The organism is Pseudoduganella sp. R-43 (genome assembly GCF_049913255.1).
Classification (GTDB): Bacteria; Pseudomonadota; Gammaproteobacteria; order Burkholderiales; family Burkholderiaceae_D; genus Rugamonas.
The window spans coordinates 1,904,885-1,925,608 of record NZ_CP183988.1 but is presented as its reverse complement, the minus strand read 5'-3'; the positions used below and the strand labels follow the sequence as shown (position 1 = coordinate 1,925,608).

Below are 20,724 nucleotides of genomic sequence, written 5' to 3'. Positions count from 1 at the left end.
GGGCTTGCAGATCAAGCAGCCCGCGCGCGCTCCGGGATCGGCTGGAATCCCCGCGCGGATTTTGTTTAAAGGCTTCGCCGCACTTGATTGTTTCCTATTAAGCAAGATATGATGATAATGAAAAGTAATTATTGGCAACTTTCACGACGCACCTGCATTTCGCCCGAGCGCCGTAAGGCGGAAGCGAAAAATTTTGCAACCGAGCGAAAGACGCTCACGACAAAGGATCGACACGCATGGCAAACGATTTGGACGAAGTAACTGGCCCGGTCAATGAGGATGGGCGCGATATCAACGTCATCAGCAAGCAAATCCCCGTTCAAATTGGCATCGGGTCGCTGATCTTCGAAATCGCCCTGTGGACTGTCATTCCGGCAATCGGCGCCCTGGCACTGCTGACCGGCGCATTGCCGCGGGAATACTGCCTCGGACTCCTCGTTTTGGGTACCCTGCCCGGTTTGATTTTCCTGTTCATGAAGATCAACGCCCTGGCGTACCTGCGCAAGCTGCAGCAGAAGATCCAGGCCGATGCGTCGGAGATCGACAATTACCTCGAGCAGCGCGTCGTCATCCTGAACAATGTGGTTGGCCTGGTTGCAAAAGCAATCGACCTGGACAAGGATGTCATGAAGTCGGTAGCAGCTTACCGGAGCGGACACAATGCCGATGCTGAACGCAACCAGGCTTCCCAGCAAATCGACAGCATTTTTTCCCGCATCAGCTTGGCCTGCGAGTCCTACCCGGACCTGAAAGCGCAAGCCGTCATCGCGGATGCCATGCGCCAGAACAGTTACCTTCAAAAGGAGGTTACCGCGGCTCGCACGCTCTATAACGACACCGTCGCAATGTGGAACCAGGACATCTTTGCCTGGCCGACCAAGCAGATCGTTGCGGCGCGCGCAGGTTATACCACGCGCATTCCTTTCACTGCCTCCGCCGAAACCAAGGCAGCTGCACGGAGCGTCTTCTTTTGATCGACGACGTCCATGAACCATTGGAGCAGTATTCTTCCCAGTTCAAGACTGCTCACGTCCAGAACACGTCGGACTTTTTCGAAGACCTCGTACGCCGTTCCGGGGTAGACGAGAACGCAAACATCAAGACGGTGCAGGAACTACGAAAGCTAGAAACGCAGGCTGCGGGCACGGGTTCCAGCAACAGATGGTGGCGGATTCTGCGCGGCATCACCATCGCGGCCATGCTGCTGGCGGCGCTCTACGTCTTCGCCAATTACCAGTGGCCGTGGCTGCTGGTTCCAGCAGTCCTTTTTGCCCTTGCAATTTATAAGCTAAACCGCATCATCAACGACTCCGACGCCCAGCTGAATCACTTGCGGGAAGCCTGTGACGAGAAGCGTGCACTCGCGTGGGGCCAGATGGCGCCATTGAACCGCCTGTTCGACTGGGATATCGTGGCCAAGCTGGTGCAGAAAACGGTGCCTCGCATCGCATTCGACTCGTATTTCAGCAACGGGCGCATGGAGGAGCTGCGAAACAGCTTTCGCTGGTCCGGAAACCTGGGCGATGACCAATCCATCGTGTTCTCCCATAGCGGCGTACTGAACGGCAATCCCTTCATTCTTGCGCGAACGTTGTCGCACTGGATGGGCAGTAAGACCTACCACGGCTCCCTCCATATCACCTGGACAGAACAGCACCGTAATTCGGAAGGTAAATGGGAAACGCGAACCCACCACGATACACTGCATGCGTCGATCGAACGTCCGCTCCCCGAATACGCATACCGGACCTTCATCGTCTACGGTAACGAAGCAGCGCCCGATCTCGTGTTCAGCCGTAGCCCGTCGGAGCTTTCCAAGCTGGACGACGGCTTATTCGACAAGTGGCGGAAGAATCGCGCCATCAAGAAGCTTGAAGCAAAGTCCCGTGATGTCAACGATGGAAGTGCCTTTACGGTAATGGCCAATCGGGAATTCGATGCACTATTTGGCGCCACGGACCGGAATCATGAAGTGCAGTTCCGGCTGCTGTTCACGCCGTTGGCGCAGCAGGAAATGCTGAAGCTACTCAAGGATAGCCAGATTGGTTATGGCGACACTTTTGCGTTCGACAAAGCGCACATGATCAACGTCCTGGAATCGGGGCATATGCAACAAACCGATATCAGCGGCGCGCCGGAAAAGTTCCATGCCTACGAACTCGCGCAGGCACGGAGGTTCTTCAATGGCTACCACAACGATTTCTTCAAGTCGTTCTACTTTGGGATCGCCCCGTTGCTTGCCATCCCGCTGTACCAGCAGCATCGGTCGCACGCGGACATTTACAAAGACACCTACTCGCAAAAACCCTGTTTCTGGGAGCATGAAGCGATTGCCAATTACCACGGGGAGACGACGTTCAACCATCCGGATTGCGTTTCACGCAGCATCCTGAAGACATCCACGCAAGAGGAGAGCGATGGATCCCAGAAAGTGCACGTGACGGCCAGCGGCTTCGGAAGCGTTGAACGGATCCATTACGTTTCGGTCCACGGTGGAGATGGCCGTTCACATCAGGTCCCTGTTCATTGGGACGAGTATTTCGAGGTCCAGAACAGCGCCACCATGCTGGTAAAAGAAGTGGCGCCACCGAGCGACGCGCCAGGCGAGGCCGCTAAGGACGCGCATGGCATCGACTTACCGCCGGCGTTTTCGCAGCGCGGCATCGATGCCGGGAAGACTGTCCTGCGCAGATCGATTGTTTCGGCGGTATTGTCTGATTAGAGCCTTCGACGGATGGCGTTGGCAGAAACCAGGCTATCCAATCAGTGTCAAGGGGAGCCCATGCACCAGAAGTGCGGGAAACATGGGGGCATGATTTCACCCTAGCGACGTTTACGTGCATTTCTATCAACTTTTCCACACTCGACTATGGATCCAACGGGACTCCTGACTTGGCATCCAAGAACAGGGCCTCCACTTATCGGTGGAGGATTTTCTACATAACATATGCCATAATTCCACATAACGTACTTCAAGAATATTTACAACCATTTGATTACACAGCAATTTTTTTCAATAATTTGAGTTACCTCCTACCGGCCTGCTTAGATAATCAAACCTTCGGATATGGATAGCCCCAAGTTTGAGCACTTCGATCTCCAGCTCTACAACCCGGCGTACGACTCGCCGCTCGTCGATGTTGTAACTGAGCTGGAATACTTAAGGCGACTGCGCCTCGAGGGCAGTACCCCTGAAGGGGTGTTTTTTCAATTGAAACACATCTTTCACATGCTCGAAAGTCTCGGGTCCGCGCGAATCGAAGGTAACCACACTACCCTCGCCGACTACGTCGAGACTACGGTTCTGGGGGGCGACGAGAGCGATCAAATCAAAGAGATCTCGAACATTGAACGGGCAATGCAGTTCGTCGAGGATGTCATGGAACCTGGGGCTCCGCTGACTGAAACGTTTATTCGTGAACTCCATAGCATGACCGTCGACGATCTGAAGCGCGAGGGAGACAAGACCCCAGGCGCATACCGCGAAGGTCCAGTCAAAATCGCGAAGTCGAACCATTTACCGCCGGATGCGCTGTCTGTTCCGCAGTACATGCGGGAGCTTACCGATTTCGTCAACACACCCGCGAAACAGAAGTACGACTTGATCAAGGTTGCACTTGCTCATCATCGCTTTGGATGGATACACCCATTCTCCAACGGCAATGGCAGGGTCGTACGCCTGATCACCTACGCACTGCTGATCAAGTACGGATTTAACGTCAAGGAGGGCGGACGTGTGCTGAATCCTACTGCAGTTTTCTGCAATGACAGGGAACGCTATTACCAGATGTTGAGCGCAGCGGACACGGGAACGACCGATGGGATCGATACGTGGTGTACCTACGTTCTTGAAGGCATTCTGCTCGAACTTCAAAAAGTCGACAGGCTGACCAAGTACGAATACCTTCAGCAAAAAATCCTTCACCCTGCGCTAGCAATCTCGCGCGAGCGACAGCTCATCACTATTGACGAATACCATGTGCTGGCAGAGGTGGTTCGCCTGAAGACCGCGAAGTCCGCAGATCTCCAAAAAGTGATGCCAGCACTTAATGATGCGCAGAGGACGTACCAAATTAAAAAGCTGGTCGCTGCCAAGATGCTTCAACCAATCCATCCCAACGCAAGACAATACGCGATCTGCTTCACCAACAACGTTTTGCTTCGCGGCGTCATCAAGGCCCTGACAGATGAGGGCTTCGTTCCGAATTCACTGGAAGCCGGGTAAGGGAGAGCGCGAGCCCAGTGCTCGCCCAACTTAAAATAAAGGCCTTTGAAATGCAAAATGCCAGCTAATCTAGCTGGCATTTTCTTTAAGTGCTTCAAGCACTAGGTGTCCTTGGCGGAGAGAGGGGGATTCGAACCCCCGATAGGCTATGAACCTATACACGCTTTCCAGGCGTGCGACTTAAACCACTCATCCATCTCTCCTGCATTCTCACGCTGATCGCGAGAGGCCCGAATTATAGCAGCGTTTCTGGAGAGTGCAAAGGTTTTCTCCTGAAACCGGTAAACCAGTGTCAGACCCATTGGGTCTGACACCGCCTACTCAGGCTTAGGAGGTTTCTTTCAGTTGCTCGAGGATGGCTGGGTTTTCCAGGGTGCTAACGTCCTGGGTGATGGTTTCGCCTTTGGCCAGGACGCGCAGCAGGCGGCGCATGATCTTGCCGGAGCGGGTCTTCGGCAAGTTGTCACCGAAGCGAATCTCTTTTGGCTTGGCGATCGGGCCGATCTCCTTGCCTACCCAGTTACGCAGCTCGGTGGCGATCTGCTTCGCTTCGTCGCCGGTCGGGCGGGCGCGTTTCAATACCACGAAGGCGCAGATCGATTCGCCGGTGGTTTCGTCCGGCTTGCCGACCACGGCGGCTTCGGCCACCAGCGGGTTGGCGACCAGCGCCGATTCGATCTCCATCGTGCCCATGCGGTGGCCCGACACGTTCAGCACGTCGTCGATACGGCCGGTGATGGTGAAGTAGCCGGTTTCGGCGTTGCGGATTGCGCCGTCGCCTGCCAGGTAGTATTTGCCGCCCAGTTCTTCCGGGAAGTAGCCGGCCTTGAAGCGGTCCGGGTTGCCCCAAATGGTGCGGATCATCGATGGCCATGGGCGCTTGACGACCAGGATGCCGCCGCTGCCGTTCGGTACGTCGTGCCCTGCTTCGTCCACGATGGCGGCCATGATGCCTGGCAGAGGCAAGGTGCACGAACCCGGAACCATCGGGGTGGCGCCTGGCAGCGGAGTGATCATGTGGCCGCCGGTTTCGGTCTGCCAGAAGGTGTCGACGATCGGGCATTTCTCGCCGCCGACGTTCTTGTAGTACCACATCCAGGCTTCCGGATTGATCGGCTCACCCACGGTGCCCAGCAGGCGCAGCGAGGAGATGTCGAAGTTCTTCGGATGGACTTTCGGGTCCACGTCGGAGGCCTTGATCAGCGAGCGGATCGCGGTCGGCGCGGTGTAGAAGATGTTGACCTTGTGCTTGGCGATGGTTTCCCAGAAGCGGCCGGCGTGCGGGAAGGTCGGGATGCCTTCGAACACAACCTGGGTCGCGCCGACGGCGGTCGGGCCGTAAGCGATATAGGTGTGACCGGTGACCCAGCCGATGTCGGCGGTGCACCAGTACACGTCTTCCGGCTTGATGTCGAAGGACCACTTCATGGTCAGCGCTGCCCACAGCAGGTAGCCGCCGGTCGAGTGCTGTACGCCTTTCGGGGTGCCGGTGGAGCCGGAGGTGTACAGGATGAACAGTGGATGCTCCGCTTCCACCCATTCAGGTTCGCAGGTTGCGGCCTGGCCCTCGACCAGGTCGTGCAGCCAGATGTCGCGGCCTTCGGTCCAGGCGATATTGCCGCCGGTGCGCTTGTACACCACCACATTCCTGATGGTGTCGCAGCCGCCCATGGCCAGCGCCTCGTCGACGATGGCTTTCAGCGGCAGCTGTTTGCCGCCGCGCAGTTGCTCGTCGCAGGTCAGCACGGCGACAGCGCCGGCGTCGATGATGCGCTCTTGCAGCGACTTGGCGGAGAAGCCGCCGAATACGACAGAGTGGGTGGCGCCGATACGGGCGCAGGCCTGCATGGCAGCCACGCCTTCAACCGACATCGACATGTAGATCACGACGCGATCGCCCTTCTTGATGCCGCGCGCTTTCAGGCCGTTGGCGATCTTGCAGGTCTTGTCGTGAAGTTGCTGGTAGCTGACGCGGGTCACCTGGCCGTCGTCGGCTTCGAAGATGATCGCGGTCTTGTCGCCCAGGCCGTTCTTGATATTGCGGTCCAGGCAATTGTAGGAGACATTCAGCTTGCCGTCTTCGAACCATTTGTAGAATGGGGCGTTGTCTTCGTTCAGCGTGCGGGTGAAGGGCGTTTGCCATTCCACGTGCTCGCGCGCCAGTCGCGCCCAGAAGCCTTCGTAGTCGCGCTCCGCTTCGTCGCACAGCGCCTTGTATGCGTCCATGCCCGATACGGCAGCCTTTTCGACAAATGCCGCTGGCGGCGCGAAAATACGCGATTCCATTGGTCCCTGTTGGTCTGCGCCCTGGTTGGTCATGCTTGTCTCCGGTTAGTGATGGTTTGCTTGCAACAATAGAGCTTGTCGCTTACTGCGCCCTTACATTTTTCGAGGCGCTACTTTTGCCATTTTAATCACATCCTGCCCCTCTGGTACAGGCGGCGCTGGCAGCGCGCGGTCGACCAGCAATACCAGTTTGCGCCGCGCCCATCCGCCCAGCTGCCGCTCCAGCAACCAGTGCGAAGCCGAAGCAAGCGGAATCGTCAGCAACAGCGCGAGATAGACCTCATTCCAGCTTCGGGTGTGCAGGTAGTGTTGGTCCAGCCAGCGGGTCAAGACCACCTGGCCAAGAAAATGAGTGAGGTACATCGAGTAGGAGACGTTGCCGACCCATTGCAGCCAGCCGGGCGTGCGCAGCGTGACCGTTTTGCTGGCGATGGCCAGCGCCAGCAGCATCAGCGCCAGCGGCCAACCCCACCCTGTCGGCCCGTGGAAGCCGCCCACGCCGGACCAGCCCCACCACAGCACGAAGCCTGTGCTGCAAGCCACGGCCTGCCAGGCCTGCGCCGCGCTGGGGAAGCGGATGCCAGGGTTCAGGTAAAGCAATCCGATCCCCATGCCAGCCACGAATTCCCAGATGATCGGGTTGGTCACCAGGTGCAGGTAAGGAGTGTCGAACATCAGGTACTGGCGCACGTCCAGCGTCGGCCCGCCTGCCGCCAAGGGCAGCAAGATCAGCGTCAGCACCATCCAGCTTGCCAGCGCTAGCCAGCGCAAGCGCCCTGCCAGCAAGCTGGCGCCAAACACCAGGTAAAAGTACATCTCGAACGCCAGCGTCCACGCCAGCGGGAACACCAGGCCAAAGAACGGGGCATCCTGCGCCGTCACCGGGCGCAAGGTCAATGATTGGAACAGTGCCTGCAGGTGTTCCGCATCCTGGAAGAACCACAGGCCATCGCGCTTGATGAAGATCCAGGCGAGCGTCACCACCACATAGGCCGGCCAGATGCGCGCAAAACGCTTGGCCGCGAACAGCGCCGCATCGCGCGGGCCGCCTGCGCCTTGGGTGGTGTAGACCATGATAAAGCCGCTAAGCAGGAAAAACAGGTCGACGCCCATCGCCCCTGGCAAAAACAGCGCGGTGGCCAATCCTTCATTCGGCGTACCGTCCAGGAAAAAGCGGCCATGTGTCAGGACCACCAGCAGCACGGCGAACCCGCGCAGGCCCTGCACCCAATCGAGCTTCATAATCTTCAGGCAAATTAGACAAAACGGCAATGTAGCACAGCCGCCCCGCTACCACGCCACCGTTGCGAGTGTAGAATATCGGCTGTTTTTCAAACGCTCCACCAATATCCCCAGATGACCGAACCTCAGAACTCCAACGGCAAACGCCTTAGCCCTATCCCCGCCTTTATCTTCATGTCCCGCTGGTTGCAGCTGCCGCTGTACCTGGGCCTGATCCTGGCGCAGTGCGTCTATGTGTTCCATTTCTGGGTCGAACTGAAGGACCTGATCGGCGCGGCGCTGGGCGACGCCCATTCGCTGGAACACATTATCGCCGTGACCTTCCACGGGGCTGAAGGCGCTCCCACCAAGCTGACCGAAACCGTGATCATGCTGGTGGTGCTGGGCCTGATCGACGTGGTCATGATCTCCAACCTGCTGATCATGGTGATCGTGGGCGGCTACGAAACTTTCGTCTCGCGCATGCACCTGGAAGACCACCCGGACCAGCCGGAATGGCTGTCGCACGTGAACGCCTCGGTGCTGAAGACCAAGCTGGCGATGGCGATAATCGGCATCTCCTCGATCCACCTGCTGAAGACCTTCATCAACGCGAAAGACTACGAGCCCAAGGTCCTGATCGCGCAAACCGTGATCCATATCGCATTCCTGCTGTCCGCAATGGCGATTGCGTACACCGATCGCATCACCACCCTGACGCACAACGATTCCAAGCACCACTAATTAGCCAACGAGCCAATCATGACCATCATCAAGCAAGACGACCTGATCGAATCTGTCGCCGCCGCGCTGCAGTACATCAGCTACTACCACCCTGCCGATTACATCCAGCACCTGGCGCGCGCGTACGAAGCCGAACAAAGCCCGGCCGCGAAAGATGCGATCGCCCAGATCCTGACCAACTCCCGCATGTGCGCGGAAGGCAAGCGTCCGATCTGCCAGGATACCGGCATGGTGAACGTCTTCCTGAAGATCGGCATGGGCGTGCGCTTTGAAGGCTTCAAGGGCACAGTGACCGACGCCGTCAATGAAGGCGTGCGCCGCGCGTACAACTTCTCCGACAACAAGCTGCGCGCGTCCATCGTGGCCGACCCGCACTTCGAGCGCAAGAACACCAAGGACAACACCCCGGCCGTGGTCCATATGGAACTGGTGGAAGGCAACACCGTGGAAGTAGCCGTTGCGGCCAAAGGCGGCGGCTCCGAGAACAAGACCAAGTTCGTCATGCTGAACCCTTCCGACTCGCTGGTTGACTGGGTGCTGAAGACCGTGCCGCTGATGGGCGCCGGCTGGTGCCCGCCAGGCATGCTGGGCATCGGTATCGGCGGCTCCGCCGAAAAAGCCATGCTGCTGGCCAAAGAGTCGCTGATGGAAGACATCGACATGTTCGAGCTGAAAAAGCGCGGCCCGCAGAACAAGCTGGAAGAGCTGCGTATCGAACTGTGCGACAAGATCAATGCCCTGGGCATCGGCGCGCAAGGCCTGGGCGGCCTGACCACCGTGCTGGACGTGAAGATCAATATGTACCCGACCCACGCAGCATCCAAGCCGGTCGCCATGATCCCGAACTGCGCGGCTACCCGCCACGCCCACTTCGTGCTGGATGGTTCCGGCCCGGCCTACATCGAGCCGCCAAAGCTGTCCGACTGGCCTGATGTCACCTGGGCTGCCGACACCGAGAAGTCCAAGCGCGTCGACCTGAACACCCTGACCAAGGAAGAAGTGGCGTCCTGGAAGCCGGGCCAGACCCTGCTCCTGAACGGCAAGATGCTGACCGGCCGCGATGCCGCCCACAAGCGCATCCAGGACATGCTGGCCAAGGGCGAGCAACTGCCGGTGGACTTCACCAACCGCGTAATCTATTACGTCGGCCCGGTCGATCCAGTGCGTGAAGAAGTCGTTGGCCCAGCCGGCCCGACGACCGCAACCCGCATGGACAAATTCACAGACATGATGCTGGAGAAAACCGGCCTGATCTCCATGGTCGGCAAGGCAGAACGCGGCCCAACCGCGATCGAATCGATCCAGAAGCACAAGTCGGCTTACCTGATGGCTGTCGGCGGCGCTGCTTACCTGGTGTCGAAGGCGATTAAGGGCGCCAAGGTTGTCGGCTTCGAAGATCTGGGCATGGAAGCGATCTATGAATTCGACGTGGTCGACATGCCTGTCACCGTCGCCGTCGATTCCACCGGCACTTCCGTGCACAACACCGGCCCGAAAGAGTGGCAGGTGAAGATCGAGTCCCTGAAGGCGGCGCAGCCAGCATAAATGGTCCATCCGATCCCCTCCTCCGCCGACGCGCCGATCGGCGTCTTTGACTCCGGCGTCGGAGGGCTCTCCGTGCTGCGCCATATCCATGCGCAGCTGCCGCACGAGCACGTGCTGTACTTCGCCGACTCCGCCTTTGCCCCCTACGGCGCCAAGACGGACGAATGGCTGGTGCAGCGCGCAATTGCGGTGACGGCTTTCCTGCTCGATAAGGGCGCCAAGGCGCTGGTGGTGGCCTGCAATACCGCCACCGTGGCCGCCATCAAGGCTGTCCGCGCCGCCTATCCTTCTCTGCCCGTGGTTGGCGTGGAACCGGGCCTGAAGCCTGGCGCCGCCGCCACCCGCAACGGCACGGTCGCAGTCCTGGCAACGGCAAGCACACTGCGCGGCGAGAAGTTCCTGGCGTTGCGCGAACAGATCTCCGGCTCAAACGGTACGCGCTTCCTGCTGCAGCCCTGCATCGGACTGGTAGAGCGCATCGAACAGGGCGATCTGACCGGTGACGAAACAGCAGCCATGCTGAAGGGCTATGTGGAACCGCTGCTGGAGCAAGGCGCCGATACGCTGGTCCTCGGCTGCACGCACTACCCGTTCGTGCGGGACGCCATCGCGCAGCTCGTTGCGGCACGCGGCGACGCTGCCGCGGTCACGCTGATCGACACCGGCGACGCCGTAGCCCGCCAACTGGCACGCCTGCTGGAAGGCGCCGGCCTGCTGCGTCCAGGAGGCACGCCAGCCCACCTGCATGGCTACACCAGCGGCAACGCAGAGGCTCTGAAGCAGCAGTTTGCCAGCCTGCTCGGACTGCATCCTCAGGTCGATTCCGTGGCCGTTTGAAATATATTTGCCAGATTATCGGAGTCCCTATATAATCTCGGCTCTGTCGCGCTACGGTGCGATGGAAAAGAAGTTTTCAGTGGTGGCTGTAGCTCAGTTGGTAGAGTCCAGGATTGTGATTCCTGTTGTCGTGGGTTCGAGCCCCATCAGCCACCCCAATTTCTTTAGCTGAAAACGAACGATGAAAATGGCCGCGCTTGCGGCCTTTTTTTCGTCCATACTTCGCGACAGTGCGACACACAAGGCGTCCAGCAATTTAACCTTGCCGTCGCCGTGACCGCATAAAGAAGAAATGCCCGCACGTAGCGGGCATTTTGCCAAAACCGAATCAGCCGGCAATTACAACAGAGCGTTAGCTGCTGTTTGACGGCAGTTTGCTGGCACGTACTTGAATTTATCTGCCGAATTAACGCTGCAAGCCCAAGTCAGTTGGCGCGCTGGAATAACGCCTTGGGCCAGCGGGGCACCCGGGGCACCACCGGCGCCTGTACCATCAAATGGGGTCATGGTGATCGTTAAACTGCCTGCTTTCGCGCTCGTGCTAACAGTAATTACACCGGTAGCGCTGATGGAAGTCGCAGTTACAATGTTTTGCGTCGCCTGACCTGCATTAAACGGAGTCGCAAGCGGAGTGCCATTTGCAGCGTTGTCGGCTACGGCAATTTTAGCGGCATCAGCAACAGCAATTGCTTCAGTCACCCGCGCGCGAACGGTGTAGTCCTGATAGGCGGGCAAGGCAACTGCCGCCAGAATACCAATGATCGCCACGACGATCATCAATTCGATCAAGGTAAAACCTTGCTGTTCCTGCTTCTTGTATTGTGCGAATTTCATATTTCCCCTGCTGAGTATTGAGAACGACAGCAACTCAAAGTTTTACTTCACACAGGATCTTTAGCAATGAGCGTGCCAGGGCAAATGGGCGATGTAGTTGCCGTACCGGGCATAGCGATTATGATAGCAGGACTGCCCGAGGCTGATGTGTCAGCCGCCAACGCTCAAGAATACTTTGCCATGGCCCAACCTTATGGGCGACAAATGAAAATGCCCGCAAAAGCGGGCATTTTTTGAATCGAACCGGAAGATATTACATCCTCCAGCTCGACTGATGAAACCAGAAGTCTTCGCTAATTACAGCAGAGCGGTAGCAGCAGCTTGACGGCAGTTTGCTGGTACGTACTTCCATTTGGTGGTGTCCACTACGTGGCAGGTCCAGGTCAGTTGGTTGGTTGGAACAGTGCCTTCGACCAGCGCGGTGCCTGGTGTGCCGCCGGTGCCAGCGCCATCAAATGGGGTCATGACGATGGTTACGCCACCAGCTTTTGCGGTCGTTACGACGGTAATTGCACCGGCAGTGGACACGGCAGGTGGAGTTGCGATGTTTTGCGTAGCTGCGCCTGGATTCAGGCCGTTTGCGAACGGAGTGCCGTTAGCAGCGTTGTCGGCTACGGTAACTTTAGCGGCATCGGCAGCAGTAATTGCTTCAGCAACACGGGAACGAACGGTGTAGTCCTGGTAAGCAGGCAGGGCAACAGCTGCCAGAATACCAATGATCGCCACAACGATCATCAGTTCGATCAGGGTGAAACCCTGCTGTGCTTGCTTCTTGTATTGTGCGAATTTCATGCTTCTCTCCTGTTGAGTGTTGGGAGCCTCATCGGCTCAAAGTTTTGCTGCACACCGCATACTATGCAATGAGCGTGCCAGGCCAAATTCGCGATGTTTTTGCCGTTTTTTGGCAATATCTTTGGTGCATCACGCCCGGTGGCGCAGGTCCATGCTGCGCCACCGTTTTGGCGTGGCACGACAATCAGCGTATCATCCGGACTTGGCACAGCCTTTGATGCGCCATGGCAACTATTACCCCGTCAGTTCCTGCCCAGAACATTCGTGAAATGTTCGCTGGCAAACTTTACTGAAGATGAGAAATGAACCAACAGATCAAAATTAGCACCGCCATCACATTGACCGGTTGGAGCAAGCGCACGTTTTGGCGCAGATTTGCCGACGGTTCGGTGGAGCGGGGCGCCGAGAACCATGTCAAAGCAAATGAAGTATCGACAGTTGTGCTGGATTCAATACTTCCTCACCTATGGGTGACGCTAACTGCCGAGGATTTACAGCTTGTATTAGCTGCAGATGCGGGCCATGCGCAGGCCCAGTCCGATCTGGCACTACTTTTTCGTGACCTAGAGAAGCACAAGGAGGCGCTGTACTGGCTCGAACTCGCGATCAAGCAGGGCGATGTGAGCGCGATGCACTGGATGGGCCGTGCTTACGTCGAGGGCACGGGCGTTCCCAAGGACGACAATTTAGGGCTGATGTGGATTGCGAAGGCCGCAGCTGGTGGCCATATCGTATCGCAGGCACAAATTTCCGGCCTGATTCGCTGTGTTACTGCGCAGCGCAGCGATTGAAGATTAACTATTTCGTGGAGTTTCCCTGCAGTTCATCGTGGGGGGCCTATTCACCCCTAAATTTTCTTAACCTTTGATTTCATTGAGAATCGAAGCGGCATCCAGCAAATCTGAAACTCATCTGCCACACAACCTATTGTTCGACAGACTGGGGAAACAAGAAGGGGAGCCTTAGCTCCCCCGGTTTATCAATAGTGATAGCGACACGAAATGATGACCAACTCATCGTCATAAACTTCGTATACAAGTCGGTTCGTTTCGTCAATTCTTCTTGACCAACAACCAGCCAGGCTATGTTTCAGTGGCTCAGGCTTTCCGGGGCCCTCAAAAGGTTCCCGCCGGGCAGCTTGAATCAGGTCATTAATACGTTTGAGAGTTCTCTTATCTTGCGTTTGCCAGTAGATGTAGCTTTCCCAAGCCTCATCTGTGAACTTCAGATTGCGCATTTTGCTGTTCCTCTACATCGGAAATGTTTACCAGTTCCCGATGCTTCGCCTTGCCAGAGCGGGCCTGCGCGATGGATCTTGCAAGATGAGCCGCGTTAGCCGGCGAGCTCAACAAGTGTACAGTTTCCATTAGGCTGCTGTAATGATCAAAGGACATGACTACTGCATCTGGCGCATCTCGGCGCGAAATAACCGTTACGTCAGCATCCTCAACCACTTGGTCGATGACAGCCCGTAGACTGTTGCGAGCATCAGAAAAGTTGATGATTCTCATTTGGTACTCCGTTCGTTCAATACTTTTTCAGTAGTCAGTGATCGCAGGTGTCGTCGTATTCGCAGGTGTATTGTGAACAGCCAAGACTTGTACAATAAATAGTACACATCGAAGTATATCTTAAATCTTGCAGATGGCAAGCATAGATACCAGCAGTGGTCGCCCAGGCTAAGGCCTCCGCTCCGCCCCCCGGTTGGTAATTTGGCATCCCTGAAATATAATTAATTTCAGACAACCCTCCAGGATTCGTGTGGACTTCCAGTCTTTGAGTTGCTCGCAGTGTGGCGGAGTGCTGCCACGCCAGGCCATTTGGCGCACCGTCGAGTGCCCTTATTGCGCCGCCACCGTCACCCGTTCCGATGCCGTCGTCGACGTGGCGCGCTTCCGCGAAGCGCTCCTGCGCTTCCAGAACGACCCGGCCGGCCAGGATGCCCGCTGCGGCGAACGGCGCTACCGCATCATCCGTCAGTTATACGAAGGCGCCGGTTCGCGTGTCGTGCTGGCACGCCGCTGCGGGCGGCTGGGCGAACACGTGGTGCTGAAATACGCCGACGCGGTCAAGCTGGGGCGCGAGCGCGACATCCTGCGCCAACTGCAGGCGGACACCTCGCCGGGCTCCGCATATTTCTCGCAGCGCCTGCCCGAATCGATCGCACTGGGCCCGGACGGCAATGGCGGCACGGTACACGTACTGCGCCATCCACCGGGCTATTGGGGCAGCCTGGCCGAAGTCCACCGGCTTAATGGAACCGGTCTTGATGCGCGCCATGTGGTCTGGATGTGGCGCCGCGTACTTGAAGCGCTGGCGCACGTGCACAGCATCGGCTGGAGCCACGGCGCGGTGAGCCTGGAACATATGCTGGTGCACCCTGCCGACCATGGTGTGTTCATGATCGGCTGGTCAGGCGCGAAGCGGGCTGGCGACCAGTCGCGCGACTTGCTGCAGTCGGCGTGGAGCATGCGCGCCCTTCTCGCCGGCCAGCGTGCTGGAGACGACGCGCCAGCCTTGCCGGCGTCGGTACCGGCGCCATTGGCGCAGCTGCTGCAGCGCGCCTGTTCCGACGCCCGCTGGCTGCGGGCGCAAGGTGCCGCAGGCTTGCACTACGAAGTCACCAGCGCAGCGGCAGCCGCTTTCGGCCCGCCGCGCTTCCTGCATTTTCACCCAACACCCTAAACGTATCCAAAGGAGCCAAATTGGGACACGGTAACTACTCCTTCTCCGCACACGCCGCCCTGGTCGCCGACCGTGCATCCGCATCGCGTACTGAAGTATTCCAGCAGCGCAGCTGTCATCCGCTGATGAACCCCAAGGGCATCAAGATGCGCGAGTCGCGCGATAATCCCGATCATCCGAATTCGCTGGGCATTGTGTTCGCGCTCGACGTCACCGGTTCGATGGGCGACATCCCGCAGCAGCTGGCGACGAAAGAGCTGCCGACCTTCATGCGCTTACTGATGGCTTGCGGCGTCCCGGACCCGCAAATCCAGTTCATGGCAATCGGCGATGCGGTATCCGACCATGCGCCTCTGCAGGTCGGCCAGTTCGAATCGACCGCGGAATTGATGGACCAGTGGCTGACCTGGAGCTATATCGAAGGCGGCGGGGGCGGCTCGGGCGAGGAGAGCTATGAACTGGCCTTCTACATGGCGGCCCAGCACACCGACCTCGATTGCTGGGCCAAGCGCCGCAAGAAAGGCTACTTGTTCCTGACCGGCGATGAACTGCCCTACCCTGCGGTGTCGCGCCACCAGGTCGAAGCACTGGTCGGCGACCGCCTTGACCAGGACTTGCCGATTGAAGAGGTGATCGCAGCCGCTTCCGAGACTTTCCACTTGTTCTTCCTGATTCCCGACCTGCAGCGCCGCCAGCGATGCGAAGCGCGCTGGCGCGAGCTGCTGGGCGATCATGTGATCTGCATGGAAGCGCCGCAAGATGCCTGCGCAGTTGCCGCCTCCATCGTGGCCCTGACCGAAGGCGCCTTGCCGAAGCTGGACGCCTTGCCAGGCGTGCTGTCCGGCGAAGGCATCGACGGCGGCCGCGTGTCCGCTATCGTCCGCGCCCTGCGCCCATATGCAGCGCTGCTGGATAAGGGCACGGCGCACGACATTCCGGTATCGTCGCCGGCCGTGGCGCTCGGCGAACGCCCTTGGTGGAGGCGTCTGTTTGGCTGAGGGCAGGATCGTATCGGTCATCGGACTAGCCTTTGGCGACTGCGGCAAAGGTTTGTTCACGGATTACCTTTGCCGTACCAGGTCGGCACACACGGTAGTTCGCTTCAACGGTGGCGCGCAGGCCGGGCATAATGTGGTCCTGCCTGACGGCCGCCATCACACCTTCTCCCAGTTCGGCGCCGGAACGTTCAATCCCGGCGTTGCGACCGTCTTGTCCGCGCCAGTCGTGGTCCATCCGACCGCGCTGCTGGTCGAAGAAACCTACCTGCAGCGCGCGGGCATCAGCGATGCGCTGGACCGCCTGCTCATCGACGCCCGCTGCCTCGTCACGACGCCATACCACGAAGCAGCCGGCCACCTGCGCGAACGCGCGCGCGGCGCCGCTGCACACGGAAGCTGTGGCGTAGGCTTCGGCGAAACGGTGGGCCATGCGCTGACCCAGCCCGAACAGGCGCTGCGCTATGGCGACTTGCTGCATCGCTCACGCGTCCGCGACAAGCTGGAAGCCATGCGCCACCACCTGCGCGCTGCGCTGCCCGCCGGCGCGGCTGCGCTGGATCCGCAAGACGCTGCAATTCTGGATGATCCAGGTTTCGGGCTGCTGTGGCTTGAACACGCACAGCGCCTAATCTCCAAGGTAGCTCCCTCCGCGCCCGAACAGATCGCCGCACAACTAGCGCGTCCCGGCAGCATTGTGATGGAAGGCGCCCAGGGAATGCTGCTCGATGAGTGGCACGGCTTCCATCCGCATACGACGTGGAGCAGCACCAGCCCCGTTGCCGCCGAAGCCGCTCTGGCCGGCTACGGCCTGGCCGAACGCATCACCCATTTCGGCACAATGCGCAGCTACCTCACCCGCCACGGCCAGGGCCCCATGCCAACCGAGGACCAGGCTTTGCAAACCCTGGCAGAACCGCATAACGCCGACAGCGGCTGGCAAGGCCGCTTCCGCCGCGGCCATCCAGACGCCGTCCTGCTGCGCTACGCGCTTGCCGCCGCGGGCCGCATCGAAGGCCTGCTGGTCAGCCACCTCGACGCATTCCGGGGCGGGGCCGAACTGCGCTGGGCCCACAGCTACAAGCTGCACGGCGGTGAAATCCGCGACCTCTCCCTCGCCAGCCAGCCCGACCTGGGTCACCAGGAAGCGCTGTGCGCGCAGCTGCGCGCTGCGAGCCCCAATTACGCCGACATGCCCATCGCCGACGCCGACGCATACGTCGATGAACTGCAAAGCCTCACAAACCTGCCCGTGGTCCTCGGCTCGTACGGCCCGACCTGGCAACACATTCGAACTGGAAAATAGGGCGCATTCCGACCGCATTGCCGCCTAAGCTGGCGGCATGGATACCTACCCCGTCATTGAATTCCGCCGCTACACGACTGTAGAAGGCGGGCAGGCAGCGTTCTCACGCTATTTCGAAACCCTGTTCCCGGAAGCCTTCCAGCAGCTGGGCGCGCTGGCGCTCGGCCAGTTCACCGAGCGCGGCAACCCGAACAGCTTCCTCTGGATGCGCGGCTTCACCAGTTGGGAGCAGCGCGCCGTGGTCAACGCCGCGTTTTACTACGGCCCGGTGTGGAAGGAGCACAAAGCCACGCTGAACGGGCTGATGACCGACAGCGACAACGTGCTGCTGCTCCGCCCTTTGCAACCCGGCAGCGGCGTGCCCGTCATGCCCGCCGTCGATCCGGTGCTGGAGTCTGAAGGCGCACAGGGCGAAGCGGTAGCGGTCCTCTGTTCGGTGAAGCCCGGCCAGCTGGAGCGCTTTGCCGCACTGGCAGCGCCGGCCTTCGCGGCCTGGCGCGATGCCGGCTGGCGCGACGCCGGCACCCTTGTCACGCTCGACATGCCGAACAACTTCCCGCAATTGCCGGTGCGCGGCGATGGCCCGCACCTGGTCTGGCTGGGCAGCGCCGCACCGGGCTGCCAGCCGCCAGCGCTGGAAGCACTCCCTGACCCGGCCCGCGACCTGCTGCGCGAACCGCCCGAACGCATCCTGCTGCGACCGACGCATCGTTCGCGCCTGCGTTACCACACGAAAATTTAGGCAACATTCGTTGTGCTACAGCATTTGTTTTGGGGATAGAATATCGACTCAGAGAACGTTGCAAATATGGAAGAAGTCATGTCTGAGTTGAAAGAACTATCCACTTACAGCAAGGACACCCCGGTTGGCCTGCCTGCCATTGGCGGGCGCGCCGGCGTGTTCGTCCCGACCGACCTGTTCGACCTCGCCAATTCCACCACCATCCGCAAGGGGGCCGGCATTGTCGGCTTTGGCAACCCGGACGGTTCGCTCACCATCTACTTCGAAGCCAACCGCTTTGACGAATCCTCCCTGCACAAATGGGAAAACAAGGCGCGCAAGGCATACGATCGCATGGTCGCCGTGGCGCCGACCGTTTCCAAAGCCAAGATGGATGCCCGGTTCCTGGAGCAGGTTGGCTATATCGACGGCGCCGGCATTACGCTGAAGGAGCCGGACCGCCTGAACGACTGGCTGAACCTGTCCAACGCCCTGGATACCGCGCCGGAGGCGCCTGTCGTGTTATGGGGTAAAAAATAGCGGACGAGCAATAGTCCTACAAAGGCATCGGCAGCTCTCCGATGCCTTTTTTGTTTGCACTTGATTAAGATGAGATCATAATCTTAGGCAGGAGCATCCCATGTCCCACCATCCATTTGCCAGCAGCGCTGTGCTGCTTAGCCTGGTGGCCTCTGCAACCTGGCTGCTGTGCTCGGCGGACGTGCTGACGCACATCCCCCTCTTCTTCCACTGATTACCAGCGACGGCCACGATAGCCGTGGCGATGGCGGTTGGTGAACAGGAAGTCAAAGCCAATTGTCACCGGCGGGTAAGCATACACCGGCGCTGGCGCATAGTAAGGCGCAGGCGCCACATAGACTGGCTGCGGCGCAACATACACAGGCTGCTGTTCAACATACACCGGCTCGCTCGAATAGGTCACCTGCGAACCGGAACGCGCAGCGGTACCGTTCGGCACCGGCGTCACCGAAACCGTCCGCCATTCATATGGATTGCTGGAGGCATAGCGCACCGGCTGTTGGGTGGCGCAACCGGCCAGGCCCAGGGCCAGCACCGGCAAGATCATCAAGGTTTTCATGGCATTCTCCTTCCCAGGATTCAACTATAGGGAAAAATCGCGCGCATGTCGCAGGTTTTACAAATGCTTACCGCGGGCAACTCAAATATACGGGATGTCGCAATTGTCGACCGCCTTGCCCGCCGCATCGACGCGCTGGGCACATAGCCGGTAAGTGATCCCATAATCCATGTCGACCCGGTACACCTTGCCATACGGCAGGGATACCGTCTCCTGCAACACGTGCTGGTAGCTCAGGGCCGGCACGTCGGCCGGCACCGCGATCGATGTATGGAAGTTGCGGCGGCGGTCTTGCTGGCGGCGGTGCACGTCGACGTTCAGCCCCAAGTCGAGCGTAATGCCGCCGCGCTCGAAGGCGTAGCGCGTGACGTTGCGCGAGGCAAGCAGCACGCCCCAGGCGCAAGGCAGGGCATCCGGGCAATGTTTGAGCTGGGCCAAGGGGAAGATTTCCTCGTTATTACTCAATTCCTGGAGCTGCCAGGCGGTGCGAGTACCGTCCAGCTTGCCGCTCGCCGCATTCGGCCAGGTCATGGAATTGACGACAACAACATACTGCTTGTTGCGCACCGGGTCATTCGGGTCGCGCCACATGGCGCAACCGGATAGCAAAATGCCGGCTAGTGGAACGAGAAACAGAACTTTCATACGGGCTATCCAGACGTAATACCCGCAGATTAACAAAAAACGGCCCACGAGGGGCCGTTTTCTTGTACAGGAACACCGGTCAGTCGAGCTTCCAGGCGTAGTCCACCTTGGTCCAGGTCTCGGCCGGCGCACCGTCCTTGGTGCCCGGCTTGAACTTGCAGGCGCTCAGCGCCTTCATTGCAGCCTTGTCCAGGTTCTTGAAGCCGGATGACTTGTCCAGCTTGGAATCCTTGACGTCGCCGTTGGCGGCAACCAGGAAGGACATGCTCACGGTGCCCTGCTCTTCATTCATCAGGGACGCTTTTGGATACTCAGCCTTGCAATTCTTGGCATCGAACGATGCTGGTACTTCGGCCGCGAAGGCCGATGCGCCCATTGCGAGCGCTGCAGTGATAACACTCAACTTGGTCATCATGATGTTCCCCTACCGAATGAGAAAAGAAATGATTTACAGGGACCAGACGTAGTCGACCTTGGTCCAGGTCTGGGCTACGGCGCCGTCCTTGGTGCCTGGTTTGAATTTGCAAGCGGTAATGGCCTTGACTGCCGCCTTGTCCAGGTTCTTGAAGCCGCTGGATTTATCCACTTTGGAATCCATCACCTCGCCCGAAGCCGAGATCAGGAAGGACATGGTGACCTGGCCCTGTTCCTCGTTCATCAAGGAAGCTTTCGGGTATTCAGCCTTGCAGTTCTTGGCATCGAATACTGCTGGGGTTTCGCCCGCGAATGCGGAAACGGAAACGATGGATGCTGCGATAAAACCAATCAGACGCTTGTTCATTTCAAATC

Annotated in this window: 23 protein-coding genes and 2 tRNA genes; 14 read left to right on the top strand and 11 right to left on the bottom strand. The window is 58.9% G+C overall.

The genetic code is table 11. The features are described 5' to 3' along the window. Positions 1–236: 236 nt before the first annotated feature. The 3 genes from ACN9M3_RS08840 (at position 237) to ACN9M3_RS08830 (ending at position 4,225) form a co-directional block, all read left to right on the top strand. Complete coding sequence (locus tag ACN9M3_RS08840; protein ID WP_426321859.1) at positions 237–974, top strand: LemA family protein; 738 nt, start codon at positions 237–239, stop codon at positions 972–974. Next, a complete protein-coding gene (locus ACN9M3_RS08835; protein WP_426321857.1) occupies positions 971–2,722 on the top strand; it encodes an MAG1210 family protein in 1,752 nt (583 codons plus the stop codon). The genes ACN9M3_RS08840 and ACN9M3_RS08835 overlap by 4 nt, the downstream gene beginning before the upstream one ends. 345 nt (positions 2,723–3,067) lie before the next feature. Beyond that, a complete protein-coding gene (locus ACN9M3_RS08830) occupies positions 3,068–4,225 on the top strand; it encodes a Fic family protein (RefSeq protein ID WP_426321855.1) in 1,158 nt (385 codons plus the stop codon). A gap of 112 nt (positions 4,226–4,337) precedes the next feature. On the opposite strand, the gene ACN9M3_RS08825 is transcribed toward ACN9M3_RS08830, so the two are convergent. The 3 genes from ACN9M3_RS08825 to ACN9M3_RS08815 form a co-directional block, all read right to left on the bottom strand. Continuing rightward, a tRNA-Ser gene (locus ACN9M3_RS08825) sits at positions 4,338–4,428 on the bottom strand. A 124-nt stretch (positions 4,429–4,552) separates the two neighbouring features. Continuing rightward, entirely contained in the window at positions 4,553–6,511 is a 1,959-nt protein-coding gene (acs, locus tag ACN9M3_RS08820; protein ID WP_426321853.1) for an acetate--CoA ligase, read from the bottom strand. A gap of 93 nt (positions 6,512–6,604) precedes the next feature. Beyond that, positions 6,605–7,753, bottom strand: coding sequence for an acyltransferase family protein (locus ACN9M3_RS08815; protein ID WP_426321851.1), 1,149 nt, complete (start codon positions 7,751–7,753; stop codon positions 6,605–6,607). A 114-nt stretch (positions 7,754–7,867) separates the two neighbouring features. Here ACN9M3_RS08815 and ACN9M3_RS08810 point away from each other — a divergent pair, with 114 nt between their 5' ends. From ACN9M3_RS08810 to ACN9M3_RS08795, 4 genes are all read left to right on the top strand, one after another. Continuing rightward, complete coding sequence (locus tag ACN9M3_RS08810) at positions 7,868–8,476, top strand: TIGR00645 family protein (RefSeq protein ID WP_426169946.1); 609 nt, start codon at positions 7,868–7,870, stop codon at positions 8,474–8,476. Between the two features lie 18 nt (positions 8,477–8,494). Beyond that, positions 8,495–10,021 carry a fumarate hydratase gene (locus ACN9M3_RS08805; protein WP_426169944.1) on the top strand — a complete coding sequence of 509 codons (1,527 nt, stop codon included), beginning with the start codon at positions 8,495–8,497 and terminating at the stop codon, positions 10,019–10,021. Beyond that, positions 10,022–10,858: a glutamate racemase gene (gene murI, locus ACN9M3_RS08800; protein WP_426321848.1), complete on the top strand. Its 837-nt coding sequence runs from the start codon at positions 10,022–10,024 to the stop codon at positions 10,856–10,858. 82 nt (positions 10,859–10,940) lie between these two features. Continuing rightward, positions 10,941–11,016, top strand: a tRNA-His gene (locus ACN9M3_RS08795). 181 nt (positions 11,017–11,197) lie between these two features. On the opposite strand, the gene ACN9M3_RS08790 is transcribed toward ACN9M3_RS08795, so the two are convergent. Then, a complete protein-coding gene (locus ACN9M3_RS08790; protein ID WP_426321846.1) occupies positions 11,198–11,692 on the bottom strand; it encodes a pilin in 495 nt (164 codons plus the stop codon). An 84-nt stretch (positions 11,693–11,776) separates the two neighbouring features. On the opposite strand from ACN9M3_RS08790, the gene ACN9M3_RS08785 reads away from it, so the two are divergent. Next, the gene (locus ACN9M3_RS08785) at positions 11,777–11,929 is read left to right on the top strand and encodes a hypothetical protein (RefSeq protein WP_426321844.1); all 153 of its coding nucleotides are present in this window, start codon (positions 11,777–11,779) and stop codon (positions 11,927–11,929) included. 60 nt (positions 11,930–11,989) lie between these two features. Here the strand turns inward: ACN9M3_RS08785 and ACN9M3_RS08780 are convergent, their stop codons facing one another. Further along, positions 11,990–12,484, bottom strand: coding sequence for a pilin (locus tag ACN9M3_RS08780; protein ID WP_426321842.1), 495 nt, complete (start codon positions 12,482–12,484; stop codon positions 11,990–11,992). 302 nt (positions 12,485–12,786) lie between these two features. Here ACN9M3_RS08780 and ACN9M3_RS08775 point away from each other — a divergent pair, with 302 nt between their 5' ends. Beyond that, complete coding sequence (locus tag ACN9M3_RS08775; protein WP_426321840.1) at positions 12,787–13,275, top strand: tetratricopeptide repeat protein; 489 nt, start codon at positions 12,787–12,789, stop codon at positions 13,273–13,275. A gap of 188 nt (positions 13,276–13,463) precedes the next feature. On the opposite strand, the gene ACN9M3_RS08770 is transcribed toward ACN9M3_RS08775, so the two are convergent. Continuing rightward, complete coding sequence (locus tag ACN9M3_RS08770; protein WP_426321838.1) at positions 13,464–13,721, bottom strand: Txe/YoeB family addiction module toxin; 258 nt, start codon at positions 13,719–13,721, stop codon at positions 13,464–13,466. Then, positions 13,696–13,995 carry a type II toxin-antitoxin system Phd/YefM family antitoxin gene (locus ACN9M3_RS08765; protein ID WP_426321836.1) on the bottom strand — a complete coding sequence of 100 codons (300 nt, stop codon included), beginning with the start codon at positions 13,993–13,995 and terminating at the stop codon, positions 13,696–13,698. The genes ACN9M3_RS08770 and ACN9M3_RS08765 overlap by 26 nt, the downstream gene beginning before the upstream one ends. A 289-nt stretch (positions 13,996–14,284) precedes the next feature. Between ACN9M3_RS08765 and ACN9M3_RS08760 the strand changes: the two genes are divergently transcribed. From ACN9M3_RS08760 to ACN9M3_RS08740, 5 genes are all read left to right on the top strand, one after another. Continuing rightward, complete coding sequence (locus ACN9M3_RS08760) at positions 14,285–15,169, top strand: protein kinase family protein (RefSeq protein WP_426321834.1); 885 nt, start codon at positions 14,285–14,287, stop codon at positions 15,167–15,169. Positions 15,170–15,189: 20 nt separating this feature from the next. After that, the gene (locus ACN9M3_RS08755) at positions 15,190–16,167 is read left to right on the top strand and encodes a VWA domain-containing protein (RefSeq protein ID WP_426321832.1); all 978 of its coding nucleotides are present in this window, start codon (positions 15,190–15,192) and stop codon (positions 16,165–16,167) included. Then, a complete protein-coding gene (locus ACN9M3_RS08750) occupies positions 16,160–17,470 on the top strand; it encodes an adenylosuccinate synthetase (protein WP_426321830.1) in 1,311 nt (436 codons plus the stop codon). Before ACN9M3_RS08755 ends, ACN9M3_RS08750 begins: the two co-directional genes overlap by 8 nt. A 37-nt stretch (positions 17,471–17,507) precedes the next feature. Next, positions 17,508–18,212 carry an NIPSNAP family protein gene (locus ACN9M3_RS08745; RefSeq protein WP_426321828.1) on the top strand — a complete coding sequence of 235 codons (705 nt, stop codon included), beginning with the start codon at positions 17,508–17,510 and terminating at the stop codon, positions 18,210–18,212. A 78-nt stretch (positions 18,213–18,290) separates the two neighbouring features. Then, the gene (locus ACN9M3_RS08740; protein ID WP_426169913.1) at positions 18,291–18,731 is read left to right on the top strand and encodes a hypothetical protein; all 441 of its coding nucleotides are present in this window, start codon (positions 18,291–18,293) and stop codon (positions 18,729–18,731) included. Between the two features lie 214 nt (positions 18,732–18,945). On the opposite strand, the gene ACN9M3_RS08735 is transcribed toward ACN9M3_RS08740, so the two are convergent. The 4 genes from ACN9M3_RS08735 to ACN9M3_RS08720 form a co-directional block, all read right to left on the bottom strand. Continuing rightward, positions 18,946–19,290, bottom strand: a complete 345-nt coding sequence (locus ACN9M3_RS08735; protein ID WP_426169910.1) for a hypothetical protein — start codon at positions 19,288–19,290, stop codon at positions 18,946–18,948. Between the two features lie 81 nt (positions 19,291–19,371). Then, positions 19,372–19,935 carry a hypothetical protein gene (locus tag ACN9M3_RS08730; RefSeq protein WP_426169907.1) on the bottom strand — a complete coding sequence of 188 codons (564 nt, stop codon included), beginning with the start codon at positions 19,933–19,935 and terminating at the stop codon, positions 19,372–19,374. Positions 19,936–20,014: 79 nt separating this feature from the next. After that, positions 20,015–20,347, bottom strand: coding sequence for an energy transducer TonB (locus ACN9M3_RS08725; protein ID WP_426172157.1), 333 nt, complete (start codon positions 20,345–20,347; stop codon positions 20,015–20,017). 36 nt (positions 20,348–20,383) lie between these two features. Further along, entirely contained in the window at positions 20,384–20,716 is a 333-nt protein-coding gene (locus ACN9M3_RS08720) for an energy transducer TonB (RefSeq protein WP_426169904.1), read from the bottom strand. Positions 20,717–20,724 lie beyond the last annotated feature (8 nt).

Excerpts from the sequence above, each read along its gene's own strand:
- ACN9M3_RS08840 (WP_426321859.1), top strand. The coding sequence starts at position 237 with ATGGCAAACGATTTGGACGAAGTAACTGGCCCGGTCAATGAGGATGGG.
- ACN9M3_RS08830 (WP_426321855.1), top strand. The coding sequence starts at position 3,068 with ATGGATAGCCCCAAGTTTGAGCACTTCGATCTCCAGCTCTACAACCCG.
- acs (WP_426321853.1), bottom strand. The coding sequence starts at position 6,511 with ATGGAATCGCGTATTTTCGCGCCGCCAGCGGCATTTGTCGAAAAGGCT.
- ACN9M3_RS08815 (WP_426321851.1), bottom strand. The coding sequence starts at position 7,753 with ATGAAGCTCGATTGGGTGCAGGGCCTGCGCGGGTTCGCCGTGCTGCTG.
- ACN9M3_RS08810 (WP_426169946.1), top strand. The coding sequence starts at position 7,868 with ATGACCGAACCTCAGAACTCCAACGGCAAACGCCTTAGCCCTATCCCC.
- ACN9M3_RS08805 (WP_426169944.1), top strand. The coding sequence starts at position 8,495 with ATGACCATCATCAAGCAAGACGACCTGATCGAATCTGTCGCCGCCGCG.
- murI (WP_426321848.1), top strand. The coding sequence starts at position 10,022 with ATGGTCCATCCGATCCCCTCCTCCGCCGACGCGCCGATCGGCGTCTTT.
- ACN9M3_RS08790 (WP_426321846.1), bottom strand. The coding sequence starts at position 11,692 with ATGAAATTCGCACAATACAAGAAGCAGGAACAGCAAGGTTTTACCTTG.
- ACN9M3_RS08785 (WP_426321844.1), top strand. The coding sequence starts at position 11,777 with ATGGGCGATGTAGTTGCCGTACCGGGCATAGCGATTATGATAGCAGGA.
- ACN9M3_RS08780 (WP_426321842.1), bottom strand. The coding sequence starts at position 12,484 with ATGAAATTCGCACAATACAAGAAGCAAGCACAGCAGGGTTTCACCCTG.
- ACN9M3_RS08775 (WP_426321840.1), top strand. The coding sequence starts at position 12,787 with ATGAACCAACAGATCAAAATTAGCACCGCCATCACATTGACCGGTTGG.
- ACN9M3_RS08770 (WP_426321838.1), bottom strand. The coding sequence starts at position 13,721 with ATGCGCAATCTGAAGTTCACAGATGAGGCTTGGGAAAGCTACATCTAC.
- ACN9M3_RS08765 (WP_426321836.1), bottom strand. The coding sequence starts at position 13,995 with ATGAGAATCATCAACTTTTCTGATGCTCGCAACAGTCTACGGGCTGTC.
- ACN9M3_RS08745 (WP_426321828.1), top strand. The coding sequence starts at position 17,508 with ATGGATACCTACCCCGTCATTGAATTCCGCCGCTACACGACTGTAGAA.
- ACN9M3_RS08740 (WP_426169913.1), top strand. The coding sequence starts at position 18,291 with ATGTCTGAGTTGAAAGAACTATCCACTTACAGCAAGGACACCCCGGTT.
- ACN9M3_RS08735 (WP_426169910.1), bottom strand. The coding sequence starts at position 19,290 with ATGAAAACCTTGATGATCTTGCCGGTGCTGGCCCTGGGCCTGGCCGGT.
- ACN9M3_RS08730 (WP_426169907.1), bottom strand. The coding sequence starts at position 19,935 with ATGAAAGTTCTGTTTCTCGTTCCACTAGCCGGCATTTTGCTATCCGGT.
- ACN9M3_RS08725 (WP_426172157.1), bottom strand. The coding sequence starts at position 20,347 with ATGACCAAGTTGAGTGTTATCACTGCAGCGCTCGCAATGGGCGCATCG.
- ACN9M3_RS08720 (WP_426169904.1), bottom strand. The coding sequence starts at position 20,716 with ATGAACAAGCGTCTGATTGGTTTTATCGCAGCATCCATCGTTTCCGTT.